20 protein-coding genes are annotated in these 19145 nt (G+C 63.3%); 5 read left to right on the plus strand and 15 right to left on the minus strand.

The window, feature by feature from the left end:
• Window positions 1-5 precede the first annotated feature (5 nt).
• From priA to GJB56_RS09360, 9 genes are all read right to left on the minus strand, one after another.
• Window positions 6-740, minus strand: coding sequence for a bifunctional 1-(5-phosphoribosyl)-5-((5-phosphoribosylamino)methylideneamino)imidazole-4-carboxamide isomerase/phosphoribosylanthranilate isomerase PriA (gene priA / locus GJB56_RS09325; RefSeq protein WP_003942371.1), 735 nt, complete (start codon window positions 738-740; stop codon window positions 6-8).
• A gap of 19 nt (window positions 741-759) precedes the next feature.
• Complete coding sequence (locus GJB56_RS09330; RefSeq protein ID WP_019748773.1) at window positions 760-1011, minus strand: hypothetical protein; 252 nt, start codon at window positions 1009-1011, stop codon at window positions 760-762.
• On the minus strand, window positions 1008-1643 hold the full coding sequence (gene hisH / locus GJB56_RS09335) for an imidazole glycerol phosphate synthase subunit HisH (protein ID WP_003942389.1): 636 nt from the start codon (window positions 1641-1643) through the stop codon (window positions 1008-1010). The genes GJB56_RS09330 and hisH overlap by 4 nt, the downstream gene beginning before the upstream one ends.
• 9 nt (window positions 1644-1652) lie before the next feature.
• Window positions 1653-2774 carry an MFS transporter gene (locus GJB56_RS09340; RefSeq protein ID WP_024487482.1) on the minus strand — a complete coding sequence of 374 codons (1122 nt, stop codon included), beginning with the start codon at window positions 2772-2774 and terminating at the stop codon, window positions 1653-1655.
• A gap of 68 nt (window positions 2775-2842) precedes the next feature.
• Complete coding sequence (locus tag GJB56_RS31350) at window positions 2843-2992, minus strand: hypothetical protein (RefSeq protein WP_007732248.1); 150 nt, start codon at window positions 2990-2992, stop codon at window positions 2843-2845.
• Window positions 2989-3603 carry an imidazoleglycerol-phosphate dehydratase HisB gene (gene hisB, locus GJB56_RS09345; RefSeq protein ID WP_113684121.1) on the minus strand — a complete coding sequence of 205 codons (615 nt, stop codon included), beginning with the start codon at window positions 3601-3603 and terminating at the stop codon, window positions 2989-2991. The genes GJB56_RS31350 and hisB overlap by 4 nt, the downstream gene beginning before the upstream one ends.
• Complete coding sequence (locus tag GJB56_RS09350) at window positions 3600-4742, minus strand: histidinol-phosphate transaminase (RefSeq protein ID WP_113684122.1); 1143 nt, start codon at window positions 4740-4742, stop codon at window positions 3600-3602. The genes hisB and GJB56_RS09350 overlap by 4 nt, the downstream gene beginning before the upstream one ends.
• The gene (gene hisD, locus GJB56_RS09355; protein ID WP_020908000.1) at window positions 4739-6061 is read right to left on the minus strand and encodes a histidinol dehydrogenase; all 1323 of its coding nucleotides are present in this window, start codon (window positions 6059-6061) and stop codon (window positions 4739-4741) included. The genes GJB56_RS09350 and hisD overlap by 4 nt, the downstream gene beginning before the upstream one ends.
• 152 nt (window positions 6062-6213) lie before the next feature.
• Window positions 6214-6759 (minus strand): hypothetical protein, encoded by a 546-nt coding sequence (locus tag GJB56_RS09360; protein WP_019748778.1) that lies wholly within the window; start codon window positions 6757-6759, stop codon window positions 6214-6216.
• A 55-nt stretch (window positions 6760-6814) separates the two neighbouring features.
• On the opposite strand from GJB56_RS09360, the gene GJB56_RS09365 reads away from it, so the two are divergent.
• The 3 genes from GJB56_RS09365 to GJB56_RS09375 all read left to right on the plus strand — a co-directional run bounded on the left by GJB56_RS09365 (window position 6815) and on the right by GJB56_RS09375 (window position 11974).
• Complete coding sequence (locus GJB56_RS09365; RefSeq protein ID WP_442792717.1) at window positions 6815-10084, plus strand: arabinosyltransferase domain-containing protein; 3270 nt, start codon at window positions 6815-6817, stop codon at window positions 10082-10084.
• Window positions 10085-10224: 140 nt separating this feature from the next.
• On the plus strand, window positions 10225-11478 hold the full coding sequence (locus GJB56_RS09370) for a glycoside hydrolase family 1 protein (protein ID WP_113684124.1): 1254 nt from the start codon (window positions 10225-10227) through the stop codon (window positions 11476-11478).
• 46 nt (window positions 11479-11524) lie between these two features.
• Complete coding sequence (locus GJB56_RS09375; RefSeq protein WP_003942394.1) at window positions 11525-11974, plus strand: hypothetical protein; 450 nt, start codon at window positions 11525-11527, stop codon at window positions 11972-11974.
• Here the strand turns inward: GJB56_RS09375 and GJB56_RS09380 are convergent.
• Window positions 11952-12755: an AraC family transcriptional regulator gene (locus GJB56_RS09380; RefSeq protein ID WP_113684125.1), complete on the minus strand. Its 804-nt coding sequence runs from the start codon at window positions 12753-12755 to the stop codon at window positions 11952-11954. The two genes, GJB56_RS09375 and GJB56_RS09380, sit on opposite strands and share 23 nt — an antisense overlap.
• Window positions 12756-12847: 92 nt before the next feature.
• On the opposite strand from GJB56_RS09380, the gene GJB56_RS09385 reads away from it, so the two are divergent.
• A complete protein-coding gene (locus tag GJB56_RS09385) occupies window positions 12848-13651 on the plus strand; it encodes a sulfite exporter TauE/SafE family protein (protein ID WP_230091162.1) in 804 nt (267 codons plus the stop codon).
• Here the strand turns inward: GJB56_RS09385 and GJB56_RS09390 are convergent.
• Both GJB56_RS09390 and GJB56_RS09395 read right to left on the minus strand, forming a co-directional pair.
• Window positions 13648-14271: a dihydrofolate reductase family protein gene (locus GJB56_RS09390; RefSeq protein ID WP_021333666.1), complete on the minus strand. Its 624-nt coding sequence runs from the start codon at window positions 14269-14271 to the stop codon at window positions 13648-13650. The two genes, GJB56_RS09385 and GJB56_RS09390, sit on opposite strands and share 4 nt — an antisense overlap.
• A complete protein-coding gene (locus GJB56_RS09395) occupies window positions 14265-14921 on the minus strand; it encodes a nitroreductase family protein (protein ID WP_003942413.1) in 657 nt (218 codons plus the stop codon). The genes GJB56_RS09390 and GJB56_RS09395 overlap by 7 nt, the downstream gene beginning before the upstream one ends.
• 110 nt (window positions 14922-15031) lie before the next feature.
• Here GJB56_RS09395 and GJB56_RS09400 point away from each other — a divergent pair, with 110 nt between their 5' ends.
• Complete coding sequence (locus GJB56_RS09400) at window positions 15032-15661, plus strand: LysE family transporter (protein ID WP_020908008.1); 630 nt, start codon at window positions 15032-15034, stop codon at window positions 15659-15661.
• A gap of 21 nt (window positions 15662-15682) precedes the next feature.
• On the opposite strand, the gene GJB56_RS09405 is transcribed toward GJB56_RS09400, so the two are convergent.
• The 3 genes from GJB56_RS09405 to GJB56_RS09415 all read right to left on the minus strand — a co-directional run bounded on the left by GJB56_RS09405 (window position 15683) and on the right by GJB56_RS09415 (window position 19094).
• Window positions 15683-16354, minus strand: coding sequence for a DUF1345 domain-containing protein (locus GJB56_RS09405; protein ID WP_113684127.1), 672 nt, complete (start codon window positions 16352-16354; stop codon window positions 15683-15685).
• A 68-nt stretch (window positions 16355-16422) separates the two neighbouring features.
• Complete coding sequence (locus GJB56_RS09410; protein WP_113684128.1) at window positions 16423-17742, minus strand: lipase family protein; 1320 nt, start codon at window positions 17740-17742, stop codon at window positions 16423-16425.
• 20 nt (window positions 17743-17762) lie between these two features.
• A complete protein-coding gene (locus GJB56_RS09415) occupies window positions 17763-19094 on the minus strand; it encodes an SAM-dependent methyltransferase (RefSeq protein WP_113684129.1) in 1332 nt (443 codons plus the stop codon).
• Between the last annotated feature and the right edge of the window lie 51 nt (window positions 19095-19145).

Raw genomic sequence — 19145 nt, forward strand, 5'->3', positions numbered from 1 at the left:
AAAATCTATCCGGAAACTGCTGCCAGCGCTTCGGGGAGAGTGAAGCGACCGGCATACAGCGCCTTGCCGACAATCGCGCCCTCGACACCCTGATCAACCAGGCTGGAAATGGCGAGCAGATCCTCGATGGTCGACACACCACCGGAGGCGACGACGTGAGCGTCGGTGACAGCGCAGACCTGACTGAGAAGTTCGAGGTTGGGACCGGTGAGCGTGCCGTCTTTGGAGACGTCGGTGACGACGTAACGGGTGCAGCCGTCGCGATCGAGACGGGCCAGGGTCTCCCACAGATCGCCGCCGTCGGTGACCCAGCCGCGCCCACGGGTGCGGTACTGGCCGTCGACCAGACGAACGTCGAGGCCGACGGCGATCTTGTCGCCGTACTTGGCCAATGCACGGGCACACCACTCGGGATCTTCGATAGCGGCGGTTCCGAGATTGACGCGGGCACAGCCGGTGGCCAGTGCAGCTTCCAGGGAAGCGTCGTCGCGGATTCCTCCGGAGAGTTCCACCTTGACCGTCAGGTCGCCGATGACGCCTGCCAGCAGTTCACTGTTGGACCCACGCCCGAAAGCGGCGTCGAGGTCGACAAGATGCACCCATTCGGCACCGTCGTTCTGCCACGCAAGAGCAGCGTCGCGGGGCGACCCGTAACCGGTCTCACTTCCCGCCTCTCCTTGCACGAGGCGAACAGCTTCACCGTTGACAACATCTACAGCAGGCAAAAGGACCAGGCTCACGTGCGGTAACCCTAGTAGGTCAGGACCTCGAACCGTCTTCCGGGTCACCGAACGCTTTTCGGGTCATCCGCTTGGATACGACGCCCATTGCCGCGATCGCAGCAACGACCCCCACGAGACCGATCGCGAGACCGACACCCGGCGAGGGTTTGAGCACGACGATGACGACGGTGGCGACCGCCAACGCAGCCACAGCGGCGCCGAGCGAGAACAACGCCAGACGAGCGAGGGAAAAGTCGTCGCCGCGGTTCGGGCCGGAACTCCCGGTCACAAACTCTGCACCCAGTTGCTCAGCAACTCGGCGCCTGCGTCGCCGGATTTCTCGGGGTGGAACTGCGTTGCCGACAACGCACCGTTCTCGACGGCAGCGAGGAACTTTCCGCCGTGATCTGCCCACGTCAGCTTCGGAGGTGCGATGTGCTCGGACGGCGCGAGTTCCCAACTCTGCACACCGTACGAGTGAACGAAGTAGAAGCGGGTGTCGGCGTCGATACCCTTGAACAGCGTGCTCGACTCCGGAGCCTCCACGGTGTTCCAGCCCATGTGCGGCAAAACCTCTGCTTGCAGCCTCTCGACGGTGCCAGGCCATTCGCCGCAGCCCTCCGCCTCGACACCGAATTCGACTCCGCGGTCGAACAGAATCTGCATGCCGACGCAGATACCCAGCACCGGTCGGCCACCGGCCAAGCGTCTACCGATGATTCGGTCACCCTGGACTGCGCGCAGACCTTCCATGCAGGCCGCGAACGCACCGACGCCGGGCACCACCAGACCGTCGGCCGCCAATGCAACCTTCATATCGTTGGTCACCTCCACCTGCGCCCCGGTGCGCGCCAGTGCGCGAGTAGCCGAATGCAGGTTGCCGGAGCCGTAATCGAGTACAGCAATCGTGGAAGCGCTCATGCCCCAACTCTATCGGGCAACCCTGCTGCCGATCACTTTGCCGCCCGCGGCCAGTGCCGGGAGCAGAGCGACAACGACCGCGGAGACCGCGAAGACCCACGCATAGCCGGCAGTCGTGGCCACGAATCCCAACGCCAATGCACCGATTCCGGTGCCGGCGTCGTAGCCGATGTTCCAGATCGCGCTGGCGGATCCGAGTTGCCTCGGGCCGGCAGCCTGAAACGCCATGACCAAGGATTCGTTCTGCACCGCCCCGAACCCGAGCCCGAAAAGGACCGCCGCGCAGAACAAGACCGGCGTCGACCCACCGTCGACGTTGATCGCGAACAGCACCAATCCGATGGTCGACGACGCCAATGCCGGCGCGAGTGTCCGACCACTGCCGAGACGATCGGCGATCAGGCCCGCCGAGTACCGGCCGATCAACATCGATCCACTGGCGGTCGCCAACACCACACCTGCAACGGCCGCGCGCTCCGAGATTGCGATCGGCAGTAGAGACGACAGCCCGCCGAACGACGCGGACACACACGCCAGAGCGAGCACCGGGACCAAGACGACGAACACACTCAACCGGGCGGATTCGCCGGTGGGCTGGGCGAAGATCTTCGGCAACCCGGCAATGGCCACCAGCGCGAGTGCCGGGATCAGCGCACCGAGAACGAACACCGGTGTCGCCGACCACCGTTCCATGATCGCAAGCCCCAGCGGAAGCCCCGCCATTTGTGACGCTGCGATCGCGATTCCCTGAGCGCCGGTGGCACGGCCCAGAATTCGTTTGGGCGCCAACTCCGCCACGAGCGCGCTGCCGGCAACCGTCAGCATGCCGAAACCGATTCCTCGCACCGCGGAAACCGCCAGGACGGGGCCGGCGTCGGCCGAGATCAACAGCACCAACGACGGTGGACCGAGGAGCAGACATCCGACCGCCAGCACGCGCCGGTAGCCCTGCGTCCGCAACAACCGAGGCACGAGCAGTTGCGTCACGACCGTGGCCGCCATGAAGACACCGGTCACCGATCCGGCGAGCGCATCCGATCCGCCGGAATGCGCAACCAGCAACGGCACCACCGGCAAGAGCAACGACCAGCCACCGAAAGCTGCCGCCGCCATGATCAGGACACCGATCATGCCCGGAGTGCGAAGCAACCCCGGCGATGGAGCAGGATCTCGCGTCACAGACGCAGTCACTTTTCGCGTCACAGACGCAGTGCGCCCGCTACCGCCGCCAGAACCGCCAACGCCAGAAGGATTCCCGACGCAAGCTTGTTGACCTTGAACATCGAGTAGGCGCCGCCCACGGCAATACCCGCGCCGATGAACAGCAGGTAGGTGAAGAGGACGCTCACAGTGTGCCCTTCGTCGACGGCACGCCACTCACGCGCGGATCCGGCTCGACCGCCTCACGCAGAGCGCGCGCAACGGCCTTGTACTCGGCTTCGGTGATGTGATGCTGATCGCGGCCGTACAGAACCCGAACGTGCAGTGCGATACGTGCATTCAATGCGATCGACTCGAACACGTGGCGGTTGATCACCGCGTGATACGGAACGCCCGGGTACCCGCCGATGACGGAATGCACCATGTAGTCGGGCTCACCGGTGTGCGCGCAGTAAGGGCGACCGGAGACATCGACCGACGCGTGCGCCAACGTTTCGTCCATCGGGATGAAAGCGTCGCCGAAACGACGGATGCCCTTCTTGTCGCCGAGAGCCTGGCCGAGCGCCTGGCCGAAAACGATCGCGGTGTCCTCGACGGTGTGGTGGGCGTCGATCTCGACGTCACCCTTCGCCTTGACGTCCAGATCGAAGCTGGCGTGCGTACCCAAGGCATTTAGCATGTGGTCGAAGAACGGAACGCCGGTGGAGACGTCGACGATGCCGGTCCCGTCCAGATTCAGTTCGACGACGATGCTTGATTCCCGAGTTGTTCGTTCGATCCGCGCGATGCGATCGCTCATGCCGTCTCTCCTGAATTCGTGTCGACCAGCTGGGTGCCTGCGATTTCGTCACTGGCCTTGATGAACGCGTCGTTCTCGGCTTCGAGTCCCACGGTGGCCCGCAGATATCCGGGGATGCCGATGTCGCGGATGAGAACCCCGCGGTCGAGGTATTCCTTCCACGCCTGTGCGCTGTCGGTGAACTGACCGAACAAGATGAAGTTCGCGTCACTGGGAATCACTCGGAAACCGGTGTCCGCCAGTGCCTTCGACACCCGATCACGCTCGGCGGACAAGGCGTGGACACTGCCGAGGGTCTCGTCGGCGTGACGCAGGGCGGCACGTGCCGCCGCTTGCGTGACCACCGAGAGGTGATACGGCAAGCGCACCAACAACAGTGCGTCGATGAACGCGGGAGCGGCGGCGAGGTAGCCGAGTCGGCCACCGGCAAACGCGAAAGCCTTGCTCATGGTGCGGGTCACAACCAGCTTGGCCGGGAACTCGTCGATCAGCGTCATCGCGCTGGGGGCAGCGGAGAACTCCGCGTACGCCTCGTCGACGATCACGATGCCCGGCGCCACGTCGAGGATGCGTCGTAGTTCCGCAATACCGACGCTGTGTCCGGTCGGGTTGTTGGGACTGGTCACGAACACGACGTCCGGTCGACGTTCCTCGATCACTGTGACGGCACCATCCACGTCGAGTGCGAAGTCGTCCCGACGGAAGACCTCGACCCACTCGGTATCGGTACCGTCGGCGATGATCGGGTGCATCGAATACGAGGGAACAAAACCCATCGCGCTACGTCCCGGACCTGCGAATGCCTGCAACAGCTGCTGCAGAATCTCGTTCGATCCGTTTGCCGCCCACAGATTGTCGACGGTGACCGGTACACCCGTCTGCTTCGACAGGTACGCCGCCAGATCCGTCCGCAACGCGACAGCGTCACGGTCGGGGTAGCGGTGCAGTTCCTTCGCGGCTTCGCGCACGGATTCGGCGACATCGTCGATGAGCGCCTGCGTCGGCGGATGCGGGTTCTCGTTCGTGTTGAGCTGAACCGGCACCGTCAACTGCGGTGCGCCGTATGCCGACTTTCCACGCAGGTTCTCGCGAACCGGAAGGGCGTCGACCGAAATCGATTCTCCAGGAGCACTACTCATCGCAGAGCCTCGAATCGTAGACGCACAGCCTCGCCGTGAGCCGGCAGGTCCTCCGCGTTGGCGAGCGTGATGACGTGTCCGGCAACGTCTTTCAGAGCCGACTCGGAGTAGTCGATCACGTGGATCCCACGCAAGAAGGTCTGCACGCTCAGACCGGAGGAGTGACGTGCACACCCGGCCGTCGGCAGAACGTGGTTGGAGCCGGCGCAGTAGTCGCCGAGGCTGACCGGCGCCCATGGGCCGACGAACACGGCACCAGCGCTGGTGACCTGAGCTGCGACACCGGTTGCGTCCTCGGTCTGAATCTCGAGGTGCTCGGCCGCATAAGCGTTGACGACGCGCAGACCAGCGGAAACATCAGAAACCAGTACCGTGCCCGACTGGCTGCCGGTCAGTGCCGTGGTGACGCGTTCGCGGTGCTTGGTGATCTCGAGCTGCGCAGCCAGAGCTTTGTCGACCGCGTCGGCCAATTCGACGCTGGTCGTGACAAGAACGCTGGCGGCCATCACGTCGTGCTCGGCCTGACTGATGAGGTCGGCGGCAACGTGGACCGGGTCAGCGGTGTGGTCGGCGAGGATCGCGATCTCGGTGGGACCGGCTTCTGCGTCGATGCCGACCAGTCCGCGGCACAGACGCTTGGCCGCAGTGACGTAGATGTTGCCGGGACCGGTGATGAGGTCGACCGGGACAAGCTCGGTTCCATCGGTGTCGGTTCCGCCGTAGGTAAGGAGGGCGACGCCCTGCCCGCCGCCGACGGCCCACACCTCGTCGACGCCGAGCATGGCTGCGGCGGCAAGAATGGTCGGGTGCGGCAATCCGCCGAAGTCGGCTTGGGGCGGCGAGGCGACAACAAGCGACCCGACGCCGGCCGTCTGAGCCGGCACGACGTTCATGACAACGCTCGACGGGTACACGGCATTGCCGCCGGGTACGTACAGCCCGACGCGCTCGACCGGCACCCAACGCTCGGTGACCGTGCCACCCGGAACGACCTCGGTGACGGTGTCCTTGCGACGCTGATCGGCGTGCACCTTGCGGGTGCGCTCGATCGCAACCTCGAGGGCTTCCTTGACTGCGGGGTCGAGTTCACGAAGTGCGCGCTCGAGCTCGGCTGCGGGTACACGAACCGAAGCCGGACGAACGCCGTCGAACTTCTCGCCGAACTCGAGGGCGGCTTCTGCCCCGCGATCACGAACAGCTTCGACCATCGGGCGAACCTGATGCAGCACCGCGTCCACATCCACTCCACCTCGGGGAAGCGCGGCGCGAAGTTCGGCCGTGGATGGGGTACGACCACGCAGGTCGGTGCGGGCAAGCATGAGAGTTCCTCTCGTACGCAAACGGGGTGCCTGTGCAAGCGGCAGCAAACCGGTCCGGCATTACAGGCCTGAACAACGCGCCTGAAACACAGAACTGATGTCAATTATCCAGGATAGGCGCACCCCATTTTTCACCGGTCCACCTGCGACGCTCACTGCAGGTCCGGCGCCCGCCGCCGGGCGAGTTCGATCAGCTCGTCCCTTCGGTCGGTCGCCACCGAGATTTCGCGTCCGTCGTGCAGACGAAAGCGGACCCCGGCGCCGGGTGACGCGAGAATTACCCGCATACCTGGGCCGGTCATTCGATAACCGATTCCGGAGCCCATCCCGATATGTACTGCAGTTGCAGACACAACTTCGTCCCACCGAAATACCTGACGCAGCCCCGGAGACAGCGCGATCGACACTCGTTCGACGTCTGTGGTGATGATCACGCGCACCTTCCACATGTACGCGGCCAACCCGAAGGACAGGACCGCGGACAACACTGCGCCGACGTAGCCCGCCGGGTCGTGTTCCACGATCGCCGCGAACCCGCAGACAATCACCAGGACAATTCCGAGGACGACGCACAATGCGGCCGTCGAACGCCGCAGAAGTGGGCTCAACGAAATGGACTCGTGAACTTCGTGCACAGCACCCCCGCCTCGATCGCCGACAACCCCCGCACCGCGGAACGGCACCGGGAACACGACCATCCCATTACTCGCGCTTTTATAACAAACACGTCACGCACAGCTAGGGTCCAAAGTCGTGACAGACAGTGACGTGGCCACGACCGCACCTCCGGCCTTGCCGACCCCTCAGCGATCCAGCGGACCGAACCGAGCACGGATCGTTGCGATTGTCGCATCGATCCTCGGCATAGTTTTGTGCGGATCAGTGCCGTTCCTGCCGATCGAGCAGGACACAGCCGTCGTCAACTGGCCGCAGGCCGGGTCGACGACAAGCGTCGAGGCGCCATTGGTCTCGTACACACCTTTGCGCATGGAGGCATCGATTCCGTGCGCGTCGATCAGCGAGTTGGCGGCCACCGGCGGAACACTCGTCTCGACTGCTCCCCCGGGTGCCGCCGATGCGCGCCGCTACGGATTTGTTGCCACTGTCTCCCCCGAATCCGCCGACGCTCCCGCTCGGGTCGACGTTGTCCTGCGCGATCAAGTGCTGCTCTCGACACCCGTTGCTGATCTGCAAACTGGATGCGCGCTCACGCTCGCCGCCGAGCCGACCCGAACCACCTTCAGCGCCACCGGTTCCGAACCGCGCGTCATCGAGGGCGACAGCCGACCACAGGTAGTCGGCGTCTTCAGCGACCTCGATTCGGCGGCAGCCGGTTTGAACGTCTCGATCGAGGCGGACTCTCGCTTCACGTCGAGTCCGTCGGTGATCAAGACTCTCGCCATGATTCTCGGGGCACTCACGGCTGTCGTGTCCCTCTTCGCGCTGCACCGCCTCGACAACCGCGACGGCCGGGGCACACGCAAATTTCTGCCCGCCCGATGGTGGAAGTTCACCGTCCTCGACGGCGTCGTCGTCGGAACTCTGGTGCTGTGGCACTTCATCGGCGCTACCACCACCGATGACGGCTACCAGTTCACGATGGCAAGGGCCTCCGAGCAATCGGGCTACATGTCCAACTATTTCCGGTGGTTCGCGGTCCCCGAGACCCCGTTCGGAACGCCGTACTACAACATCCTCGGACTCCTGGCGCACGTCAGCACTGCAAGCCCCTGGGTTCGTCTGCCCGCTCTGTTGGCAGGCATCATCACCTGGCTCGTCATCAGACGCGAGGTTGCGCCTCGGCTGGGCGCCGCAATTCGCGGAAATCGACTCGCCCTCTGGACCGGCGCGCTTGTCTTCCTTGCATTCTGGCTTCCGTTCAACAACGGACTGCGTCCCGAACCGATCGTTGCTCTCGGCGTCCTGCTGACGTGGTGCTCGATCGAGCGGGCAGTCGCGACGAGACGACTTCTGCCGGTCGCAGTCGCGATACTGATCGCCGGATTCACCTTGACCGCCGGGCCTTCCGGCCTCATCTGCTTCGCCGCACTGATCGCCGGAATCCGCCCGATCATGCGCATCATCATCGAACGTGCCCGCACCACCGGTTACGTCGCGGCTGTCGGACCATTGCTGGCTGCCGGACTGTCGATCCTCATCCCCGCGTTCGGCGATCAGAGTCTGGCTGCCGTCATCGAGATGCAACGCGTCCACTCGATCTCACCGAACCAGCCCTGGTTCGACGAGTACCTCCGTTATCAATACCTCTTCAACATCTCCGTCGACGGTTCTCTGACTCGCAGATTCGGTGTGTTCGTCATGGTTCTGTGCCTTGGCGTCTGCACCGCGATGATGCTGCGCAAGGGCGGCCGGATTCCCGGTTTGGCCGCCGGCCCGTCACGCCGCGTCGTGGGGCTGACGATCGGCGCACTGCCGCTGCTGATGTTCTCGCCGACCAAGTGGACGCACCACTTCGGAATCTTTGCCGGACTCACCGCCGTTCTGGCGATGATGACGGCGGTCGCCGTGGGAACAAAACTCCTGCGCTCGCCGCGCAATCGGGCCCTCTTCGCGGCAGCCGTACTGTTTCTCCTGGCCGTCGCATTCACCGGCAGCAACAGCTATTACTACGTGTCCAGCTACAGCGTTCCGTGGTTTGACAAGCCGGTGTCGATCAGCGGACTCGGCGCGAGCACCGTCCTCCTCGGGCTGACCGTGCTGATGCTCGGCGTCGCCGCGTGGTACTTCTTCCGTGAGCCGTACACCGCCGGGAAGGAACCGTCCGCGAAGCACGCTCGACTGCTTGCCATCTCGCCACTGACGATTGCCGCAGGTGCCGTGGTCCTCTTCGAGGTGCTGTCCATGGCCAAGGGCGCGGTCACCCAGTACCCGGCCTATTCGGTGGGCCGTGCAAACGTCGACGCCGTTCTCGGCCAACACTGCGGACTCGCCAACGACGTTCTGCTCGAGACCGATCCGAACGCCTCGATGCTGACGCCCCTCTCGGGCAGCGTCGCCACAGCACTCTCCGCCGGTGGGGCTACAGGATTCGATCCGAATGGCGTCGCCTCCGACCTTCGAGCAGACAAGGAAGCCACGGCTACCGGCGGCGCGAACACCGTCGACACCTCCGAGGACACCGCCGGTAACTCGGCCGGAACCGGCGGTGGCGCCGGACAGACCGGAGTCAACGGTAGTTCGGTCGCGTTGCCGTTCGGTCTCGACCCGGCGACAACACCCGTCATGGGTAGTTACGGTCAGCCCTCCCCCGGCACTCTGACCAGCGACTGGTACCAACTCCCCGACGTGGGCGAGAACGCCACACGCGGAGACATCATCTCGATTGCAACCGCTGGTCGTGTTCGGTCGGTCGACAAGGACGGAATCGTCACCTACGGCCAGAACGTCGAGGTCGAATACGGAACAGCGCGTGGCGTCGACGATGCCGAAACAGACGCTGTGGAAACACTCGGAAAGATCGCGCCCCTCGACATCGGTCCGGCACCCTCATGGCGGAACCTGCGTGTGCCGCTGGACCAGATTCCCGTCGAAGCCAACAGCATTCGACTTGTCGTCAGCGACTACGACAGCAAGCCCGACCAATGGGTGGCCGTCACCCCGCCGCGGGTTCCGAAGACACAGAAGCTCAACGACGTCGTCGGTTCACAGGCGCCCGTCATGCTGGATTGGGCTGTCGGACTGGCATTCCCGTGCCAACGCCCCTTCGATCATCGGGTCGGTATCGCCGAGGTCCCCGAGTATCGGATCCTTCCCGACCATTCCGGCGCGCTCGTGACCAGCGCCTGGCAGGACCACTACGGCGGTGGACCGTTGGGGTGGATCGATCTGCTCCTGACCGCTCAGACCATTCCGTCGTACCTCGACAACGACTGGGCTCGCGACTGGGGTTCGATCGAGAAGTACACACCGATCGATCCGAGTGCAGTGCCTGCCCAGGTCGACGAAGCGACCGTTCAGCGCTCCGGGACGTGGAATCCGGGATCGATGACCATGGTTTTCTGAGCGGAATTTCTGAGCGGCTGGGTCACTGAGTGACACGATCCAGTCGCGGGCGGATCGGACGAAACGCCTGCGACTGGACACTTGTATGACTTAGTCTCCCAGGCATGGGAGCCCTGTCACGGTCTATTACGCCTGCACTCATGGCACTGACGTGCCTGCTCGGGGCGCTCGCCTTTCTCACTCGCGCCTCGGCGGAGGTACCGGATGACTTCCTCTGGGGCGTTGCCACCTCCGGATTCCAATCAGAAGGTTCGTCACCGGACAGCAACTGGTCTCGATACTCCGATTCCGGACGAACCCACGACAAAATCGGTGATTCGGTCAACTTCCGGCATCGCTACGCCGAGGACATCGACCTGGCGGCCGATCTGGGATCGAAGGTTTTCCGATTCGGCGTCGAGTGGGCGCGAGTTCAGCCCGCCGCCGGGAGCTGGAACGAGGCCGAATTCGCGTACTACGACGACGTGGTGGCTCACATCCGCGCGCGGGGCATGACTCCGATGATCACGCTCGACCACTGGGTGTATCCGGGATGGGTTGTCGATCAAGGCGGCTGGACAAATCCGAAGACGGAAGCCGATTGGCTGGTCAACGCAGAGAAGGTAGTCGAGCGGTACTCCGGAATCGGGGCGCTGTGGATCACGATCAACGAGCCGACTGTGTATGTTCAGCGTGAATTGACCTACGGCGGAATCGCACTCACCCAGGCACCGTCGATGTTCGATTCATTGGTCCGAGCCCACCGGGCGATCTACGACCGCATCCATGTTCTCGATCCCGGTGCCCGCGTGAGCAGTAATTTCTCCTTCATTCCCGGCGTGTCCGAGGCGATCGATTCGGTATTCACGGATCGGGTGCGCGACAAGCTCGACTTTCTCGGGATCGACTACTACTACGGTGTGGCCCTGAACAATCCGACTGCCGCGTACGCCGCACTCGACGAGTTCTACAACGTCACACCACAACCCGAAGGCCTCTACGACGCATTGATGCGGTACTCGGACAAGTATCCGGAGCTCCCCCTCTACATCGTCGAGAACGGCATGCCCACCGACAATGGAGCGCCGCGCGCCGACGGTTACACACGCGCGAATCACTTACGCGATCACATCTATTGGATGGAACGCGCCCGAGAAGACGGTGCCGACGTGATCGGCTACAACTACTGGTCCATCACCGACAACTACGAATGGGGTTCGTACCGACCTCGATTCGGCCTCTACACGGTCGATGTTCTCGGCGATCCCACTGCGGCGCGAATCCCGACCGACGGCGTCGACGCCTACGGCCGGATCATTCACGAGAACGGCGTCGGGGCCGACTACGTGCCCGTCATGGCCCCGGCTTTCTGCTCGCTCGTCGATCCTCCCCGCAGCTGTACGGCTACTCGATGACGGCCGTTTTCCGAAATTCCTCCACACCTCGTCGTTAGGATGTCCCATGCGAACACTGCGAAATATCGCCGGAACTGCCGCTGCCACGGCTGCCCTGATCCTGGTTGCCGGAGGCGCTGCGACAGCAGCCCCCAACCCGGCCGATTCACCCCGCGAGGCGCAGGCACGCGCCTACATCGACGCCCTGGTCTCCCATGACGTTTCCGATGTTCATTTCGCCCCGGATGCGACGCGCGTCGAAGCCGGACTCAAGACGGGGTTCTCCGGACCACAGATGTCCGCCGACCTCGAAAACGGTATCCAATACCGCGTTATCCAGGGTGTCCGAGACCTCGAGATGTCGGAAGCCGGGGACATCGTCTCGACCACCTATCTGCTCGACGCGGGAATCGGTGGCACTCGCCTCATGACCGTGGAGATTCGTGAAACCTTCGAAGTCCGTGACGGTCTCATCCACGACGTCGTCGCCGACATCATCCCGGTGTCTGTGTCGTGACGCGCGCCCGATAGCTACTGGGCGGTGCACCCGAAACTCGGGTGCACATCGCTGCGAAGGCAGCCGGCGTCGAGTATCCGAGTTCAGACGCAACGGCTGTCACACTGGCACCGGCAGAGAGTTTCGGGAGCGCGTGAAGAATGCAGGCACGCTGCATCCACGACGACGCGCTCATCCCCGTTTCCGAGATCAGCAAGCGGTGCAGTGTTCGTTCACTGATGTGGAGTTGCTCGGCCCACCGCGTGGGCGAGTCGTGGATCGACGGGCCGGCGAGATACCGCGTGCACAACGCCCGCAATCCCGGGTGCCGAGGCAGCGGAAGTTCCACAGGCAGGGGCGCAAGATCGCGAAGTTCGTGCAGGATCAGCTGAAATACCGCGGCGCCGCGTCCGTGTGCCGGGAAGTCGTCCTCCACGTTCAACTCGACATCCATGTCGACTGCAGCGACGAGCAGCTCACGCAGGAGCGACGACACCGCGACGACTCGGCACCTGACCGGGAACCACGGCGCTGCGGACGGTTCGATGTAGAGGCTTCGCGTGCTTACGCCGTCCATTGTCACGGCATGAGCGACACCGGCGGGAATCATGACCGCATTGGACGGCAGAACCGTCCACTCACCGTCATCGGTTTCGACGTTCATCGCACCGTTCACAGCGAAGAGAAACTGGGCTCGTCGATGTTCGTGGGCGGCCAACACGTGACCGGGTGGGTAGTCGCTTCCGATTGCGAGAACACCGCGAGGTGAGTGATCGACGTCGTTGATCGAAATGTTGCGCACCGGAGGAACCTACCGAGTCCGTGTCTGATTGACAATGGAACGTGGCGAACCTTCGAATGTGCGCCAGCGGAGAAATCGCTACCGTTCATCAAGTGCTTCATTACGCCCTCATCCTTCTCGCTTTCGGCGCCTTGACCGGAGTCACCACCGTTCTGTTCGGATTCGGTGGCGGGTTTGTCACCGTCCCAATCGTTTACGCTGCATCCACACTTCGGGCGGACGCCATCGATCCGATGCATGTCGCCGTCGCATCCTCGGCGGCAGTGATGGTGGTCAATTCACTCAGTGCCACAATCGCATTCAGGAAGTCAGGACGGCTTCGGGCGGAGTACATCAGACCACTGATCGGCCCCGTCGCAGTCGGAGCAGGCCTCGGAGCGGTTGCGGCAGGTCACGTCGACGACGGCGCCGTTCGGATTCTGTTCGTCCTCTACCTCGTGGTCACAATCCTCGACAGCCTTCTGCGACAAGGGTTTCTGACACCACCTGAACCTCGAGAACATCTTGACCGTCACGGCGTCCGCGCTGTCGGGATAGGCATCGGCGCCGTCGCAAGTTTCCTCGGAGTCGGCGGGAGCGTCATGACGGTTCCGATGATGCGTCGCGGCGGAGTTCCGATGGCCGACGCCGCCGCGAGCGCCAACCCGTTGAGCTTGCCTGTCGCCGTCGTCGCGACTGCGGTGTACGCGGCCTCATCAGGGCACAGCACCGCCTCGGATCTGTCAGCGGGCAGGGTCGGCGCAATCGACCTTCTCGCCGTTTGCGCGTTACTGGCCGGCTCTCTACCTGCGATTGCACTGAGCCGGCGAATTGTCGGCGCCATCCCGGACCGGATCCATGCCGCCGCCTACATCGCTCTACTCGCAGTAGTCACGGCGGTGATGATCGCGGCTTAGCGGACGGCGTACCGCAGATAGATGACGCCGCCGTCGAAGGTTTTCTCTTCGAGCAGCCGCAGGTCCAGTCGCCCGCGCGGAAGGGCAGGCAATCCGCCTCCTACGCTGACCGGGCAGACGAACAGTCGGCATTCGTCGACCAGCCCCGCCGCGAATGCACTTGCAGCGATCGTCGGCCCGCCGATCGAGATATCTTGTACCGCTTCGCTCTCGAGCGCACGAACGGCGTCGGCGTCGAAGTCCCGGGCAATCGTTGTGCGCGCCGTCGACACCTCGTTCAGCGTCGTGGAGTACACGATTTTATCGATGCCACCCCAGATCTGAGCGAACTCGACTGTCGCCGACTCGATTCCGGCAAACTCGTCCGGCACCGAAGAACCTACCGACACGGAAGTACCTTGAAGGTCCTCGTGTGCCATTGTCTCCCAGGGAATCATTGTCTCCCAGGGAATCATCGTCTCGTACATCCGGCGCCCGAGCAGGTACGTGCCGACTCCCCTCTCGAGCTCGTTGACGAACGAATGGACCTGCGCGTCGGGAACCGCCCAGTCGAAGTTCCCCTGCTCATCAGCCACATACCCGTCGATCGAGCAGATCGCCGAGTAGATCAGGCTCACCATCGGTCCACGTGCAGCACGTTGTCGACCGGTTCACGGGCGGCGGGTTTGAACGTCTCGCCGGTGAAGTACGCCGTCGGGATAAGCGCCGCCTGATGGAATCCGGCCGGAATACCCAGCAGCTCGGCAACTTCCGCCTCACGCTGCAGGTGCAATGTCGTCCACGCCGTACCGAGTCCACGTGCCCGTGCGGCCAGAGCGTAACTCCACGCGGCCGGGAGTAGAGAACCCCACAGACCGGCCTGGTTCCCCTCCGGCAACGTCTTACCCGCCTTGATGCACGGAATGAGAAGAACCGGCACCTCGCCCATGTGCTCACCGAGCCACGCGACGCTGGTGCCTACTCGCTGTTGGATCGGCGCGCGATCGGGATCATCGGCGAAGAGTTTTGCCGCCGAACCGTGAGAAGCAAGGTACTCGTCGGTGACTTCCTTGTAGATCTGCCCGACTGCTGCACGCAGTGCCGGATCGGTCACCACCATCCACTGCCACCCCTGGCGATTCGAACCGGAGGGCGCTTGCAGGGCGATCTGGAGGCATTCCTTCACCAGGTCCAACGGCACGGGACGTGTCAGATCCAGACGCTTTCGAACCGTCCGCGTTGTGGTCAGTAATTCGTCGGGTGTCAGGTCGAGTACGGGATACGACGTCATCTCCCGATCATTGCACTGTCGCGAGCAGTGAGCAGGACAGTCCGTCTACACTTTTCTGATCCCGTGCGTGCTGGTTGTCGGGAGTATTCCCCGATCAAAGGACTTTCGACATGAGTTGGCACGTCTGGTTGGCGTTCTTCGGAGCAAGTTGGGTGATCAGCCTGTCACCGGGGGCCGGCGCCATTGCGTCGATGTCGTCAGGGCTTGCCTACGGCTTGCGGCGCGGATACTGGAACATCTTCGGGCTGCAGTTGGGATTGCTGCTGCAGATCGGAATTGTCGCGGCCGGGGTCGGTGCAATTCTCGCCAGTTCGACCGTGGCCTTTTCCTTGATCAAGTGGTTCGGTGTGGCATACCTCGTCTACCTGGGAATCAGGCAGTGGCGATCGGCGCCCACCGAGGTGGAGACCGACGAGGCAACCGCGAGCAGTTCCGGCCCGATGATGATGCTTCGCGGTTTTCTCGTGAACGCGAGCAACCCGAAGGCTGTCGTTTTCATGCTCGCAGTGCTCCCACAATTCCTGGACCCGTCGGCACCGCTGCTTCCGCAGTATCTGATCATCGCCGCCACGATGTGCGCAGTCGACGTGATCGTGATGACCGGATACACCGGGCTGGCCGCACGGGTGCTCACCTTGATGCGATCCCCCAAACAGCAGAGAACCACCAATCGAGTGTTCGCCGGCCTGTTCTTCGGAGCCGCCGGCTTCCTCTCAAGCATCGGACGTGCAGCGGCTTGATCGGTCACACGGCTTGATCGGTCACAGGCCTGCAATCAAGTTGACGACGGACGCCACGATCACCGAACCGAACAGGTACGAGAGCAATGCGTGGCCGAGCGCCATCGCGCGCATGTCCGACGACTTCAAGTTGGTGTCGGAAATCGCGAAGCTCATCCCGACTGTGTAGGCCACGTAGGCGAAATCGCTGTACCGCGGCGGTTCTTCCTGATTGAAATCGATTCCGCCGTCGGGGCCGGAGTAGTACAGCCGCGCATAGCCGAGGGCGAAGAGCGTGTGGACCGCCAGCCACGAGATCACGACGCTGCCTACTGCAACCGATGCCGCCACGACTTGGTAGTGATGTCCGTCGGGTGCCGCCAAGAGCAGAAACGCGATACCGACCAGGCTCGCGACGGCAGCGCCGAGAATCAGCAGGTGTGCGACGTTGCGAGCCGGTTCTTCCCGCGTTGCGTGGCTCGCGGTGAGCGTCGCATCGAAGGGCCAGACCAGAATCCACGTCCAGACCGTGAACACCATCGCCGCGACATCCCAGCCGATCAGGAAGGCGAACCGGGGGTAGCCGACCAACGCCGTGACGACGCCTCCAGCGACACCGAGCACCAGACCTGTCGACACTCTCAGCGCTGGCCCGGCACCCAGCTCACTCCGCGGAACCGGGTTGATCGGCAGGTCGTGCGTGCGATCGTTCACGGGCTCAGTCAACCACCGTTCGCAGTGAGACGGTGGTTACGCCGCAAGGTAATCGAGAAGCAGGCGTGTCAGGCGTTGCAGGTGTCGACCAAAGGCTTGCCGTTGAATCTGTCCAGCACGTACTGCAATCCGACACCGAAGTCCGCTACGGCCGGCGCGAGGTGATTGTTACCGCTCCCCGGATTCACTGCAGGCAGGGTGTCGGTGAACAACGTCGCCTCGGCCCCGCGCGCGCACCAGTCCTGAACCAGGCGCCGGGTTTGCTCGTACGGGATGAAATCGTCGTTGAGCGCTCCGTTGACCAGAATCGGCGAGGCCGGGGTTCGCCGCCCGATGCGTTGTTCCTCGATCACCTGCTGGATCTCCGGTACCGATTCCACCACGTCGGCAAGTGGCCGGCCGTCTGTGGTCCACGACGCCGTCGACTGCTTCCCGTACTTGGTTCGGGAATCGATGAGGCATTGCCCGGCGACGTCGGCGAGCACGGACCGGCCGTAGTCGTTGAGTCGAGATTCGATCGGCTCTCGGGCGGCGGGATATCGGTCGAGGACGCCGTTGATCGTGTAGCCGATCGCGGCCATCAGGCCGGTACCGTCGATATGACGCAGAACGCTTGCCAGGTCTGCCGGGGGCGCGCTCGCGTAACTCCCGACCAGATTCAACTCAGGCGCGTATTCGGGTGCCAGTTCGGTTGCAGCGGCAGTGGCGCCGCCGCCCTGCGAATGGCCCCACAGCGCTATCGGATCGTCCTCTCCTGCGTTCGCCAAGGCTCGGGCAGCGCGTGCACCGTCCAACATCGCGTGGGCTTCCTCGGCGCGATTGACGTAGGTATGGATACCGGGTGTTCCGAGTCCGATGTAGTCGGTGACAAACACGCGAACGCCCTGGGCTAGGAATGCGAAAGCAAATGCGGACTCGTAGTTGACACCGACACTGTCCACACCGGCACCGTAGTTCGACGGATTCCCGGGTTCCGCCAGGCGGAGTTGACCGGCAGTGGGGAACATCCTCGACGGCGCGCACTGATCACCTTGGCCCTGCGTGCCCGGACCGATCACGACCGTCGGGCGCGGGCCCGCGCCTGACCACGGGGCAGCCGGCTCCAGGTACGAGCCCGACACAGCAACATTGGATCCGTGGGTGTCGGTACTCGAATACAGGATCCGGGTCCCCACACCGGGCACTCCGCCGACGGCACCGGCCAGCGGCAGCGGTTCCGTCCGAATCACCGAGCCCGGATCACCGACGTCGCCCGGAATCGCGTCGTAGAAATCGTTCACAGGTTCGGCGTTCGATATCGGTGTGAACAGTAGCGAGGTCGACAACAGCGCCGATACCGCAACGGCCGAAACCTTCAGTGCCGCGAGGACAACCTTCCGGGTGCTCATGGAAATCCAACGTATAGGCCTCAGTCGACGCGCGGACCGGTTTCGATCTGCGGGACTTCAATCGATCGATACCAACTGCTACGCGAGCGGGCCATGCCACTGGCCCCCCGATCCCCTGGTTTCACGGCCAGGACCTGATGAATCGTAAGCCTGTGCGGCTCCTCGAAACCCAGGGCACTGGCAGCGAGATACAGCAACCAGGTACGCACGCGGGGAGCACCGACCTGTAGGACCGATGCGTCCCAGTTCTCGCGAAGATTCTGTACCCACGCGCGCAGTGTCAAGGCGTAATGCTCGCGCAACGCCTCGCTGTCACGCGTCTCGAAACCTGAAAGTTCGAGCGCATCAATGGTTTTGCTCAGCGGAAGGATCTCACCGTCCGGGAAGATGTACCTGTCGATGAAACTGCGTCCGTCATCGACGTTGTCCGACAAAGACTTCACCGCCGCGATGGCGTGATTGAGCAGACGACCCTGCGGCGCGAGCAGGTCGAAGAGTTTTGCCGTGTACACCGGCAAATTGGCCAGGCCCACATGCTCGGACATGCCGATGCTCGAAATCGCGTCGTACGGGCCGTCGTCGACGTCGCGATAGTCCTGCACCCGAATCTCGATACGATCGGCCAAACCCGCGTCGGCAACTCGTCCCTTGGCGTACTCGACCTGCTCGTTGCTCAGTGACACTCCGACGACGTCGACGCCGTAGTTCTGGGCAGCGTGCAGTGCCATCGATCCCCAGCCACAACCGACGTCGAGCAGTCGCATTCCCGGCTTCAGATCGAGCTTGCGGCAAATCAGATCCAGCTTCGCGTACTGAGCAGCTTCGAGGGATTCGACCCCTTCCGGCCAGTACCCGCACGAATAGACCATGCTCGGCCCGAGAAACATTTCGTAGAAGCGGTTCCCGACGTCGTAGTGATGGGAGACCGTGGCCGAATCGCGTGATTTACTGTGCCGCTTGCCTCGCTTACGACGCATCTCGATCGACGGAGGCGATGGCGGTGGACCCACCGCCCCCAAGCCGGCGAAAGTACCGGCGGCGCGCACCAGCGAGCGCAACGGCAACGCCGACAAACGATTCTCACCGAGCCGCGTGACCAGATCCGGGACATCGAGGAGCGCAAAGATATCGCCGTCTACGTCCAGATCGCCGGACACGTATGCCCTCGCCAGCCCCAATTCGTTGGGAGAGTACAGGACTCGACGTAGGGCACGCCGATTCCGGAAAAGTACCCGCGCAGCGGCGTCCGGCGGACCTGCCTCCGAACCGTCCCAACATCGCACGCGAACCGGAAGCGGAACCCCGATCACTTCCTCGAAAACCGTCAAAATTTTGGTCGCGGCACCAGTCACAGATCAACCCCTCCGACAAAGATGGTTAGCCGATGACAGAAAACTTACGCC

Source organism: Rhodococcus sp. AQ5-07 (assembly GCF_009707305.1).
Lineage (GTDB): Bacteria > Actinomycetota > Actinomycetes > Mycobacteriales > Mycobacteriaceae > Rhodococcus_F > Rhodococcus_F erythropolis.

Coding starts and splice junctions, on each gene's coding strand:
- hisH (WP_003942389.1), bottom strand. CDS start 1,643: ATGAGCGCTTCCACGATTGCTGTACTCGATTACGGCTCCGGCAACCTG.
- GJB56_RS09340 (WP_024487482.1), bottom strand. CDS start 2,774: ATGATCGGTGTCCTGATCATGGCGGCGGCAGCTTTCGGTGGCTGGTCG.
- hisB (WP_113684121.1), bottom strand. CDS start 3,603: ATGAGCGATCGCATCGCGCGGATCGAACGAACAACTCGGGAATCAAGC.
- GJB56_RS09350 (WP_113684122.1), bottom strand. CDS start 4,742: ATGAGTAGTGCTCCTGGAGAATCGATTTCGGTCGACGCCCTTCCGGTT.
- hisD (WP_020908000.1), bottom strand. CDS start 6,061: ATGCTTGCCCGCACCGACCTGCGTGGTCGTACCCCATCCACGGCCGAA.
- GJB56_RS09360 (WP_019748778.1), bottom strand. CDS start 6,759: ATGGTCGTGTTCCCGGTGCCGTTCCGCGGTGCGGGGGTTGTCGGCGAT.
- GJB56_RS09370 (WP_113684124.1), top strand. CDS start 10,225: ATGGCACTGACGTGCCTGCTCGGGGCGCTCGCCTTTCTCACTCGCGCC.
- GJB56_RS09375 (WP_003942394.1), top strand. CDS start 11,525: ATGCGAACACTGCGAAATATCGCCGGAACTGCCGCTGCCACGGCTGCC.
- GJB56_RS09390 (WP_021333666.1), bottom strand. CDS start 14,271: ATGGTGAGCCTGATCTACTCGGCGATCTGCTCGATCGACGGGTATGTG.
- GJB56_RS09395 (WP_003942413.1), bottom strand. CDS start 14,921: ATGACGTCGTATCCCGTACTCGACCTGACACCCGACGAATTACTGACC.
- GJB56_RS09400 (WP_020908008.1), top strand. CDS start 15,032: ATGAGTTGGCACGTCTGGTTGGCGTTCTTCGGAGCAAGTTGGGTGATC.
- GJB56_RS09410 (WP_113684128.1), bottom strand. CDS start 17,742: ATGAGCACCCGGAAGGTTGTCCTCGCGGCACTGAAGGTTTCGGCCGTT.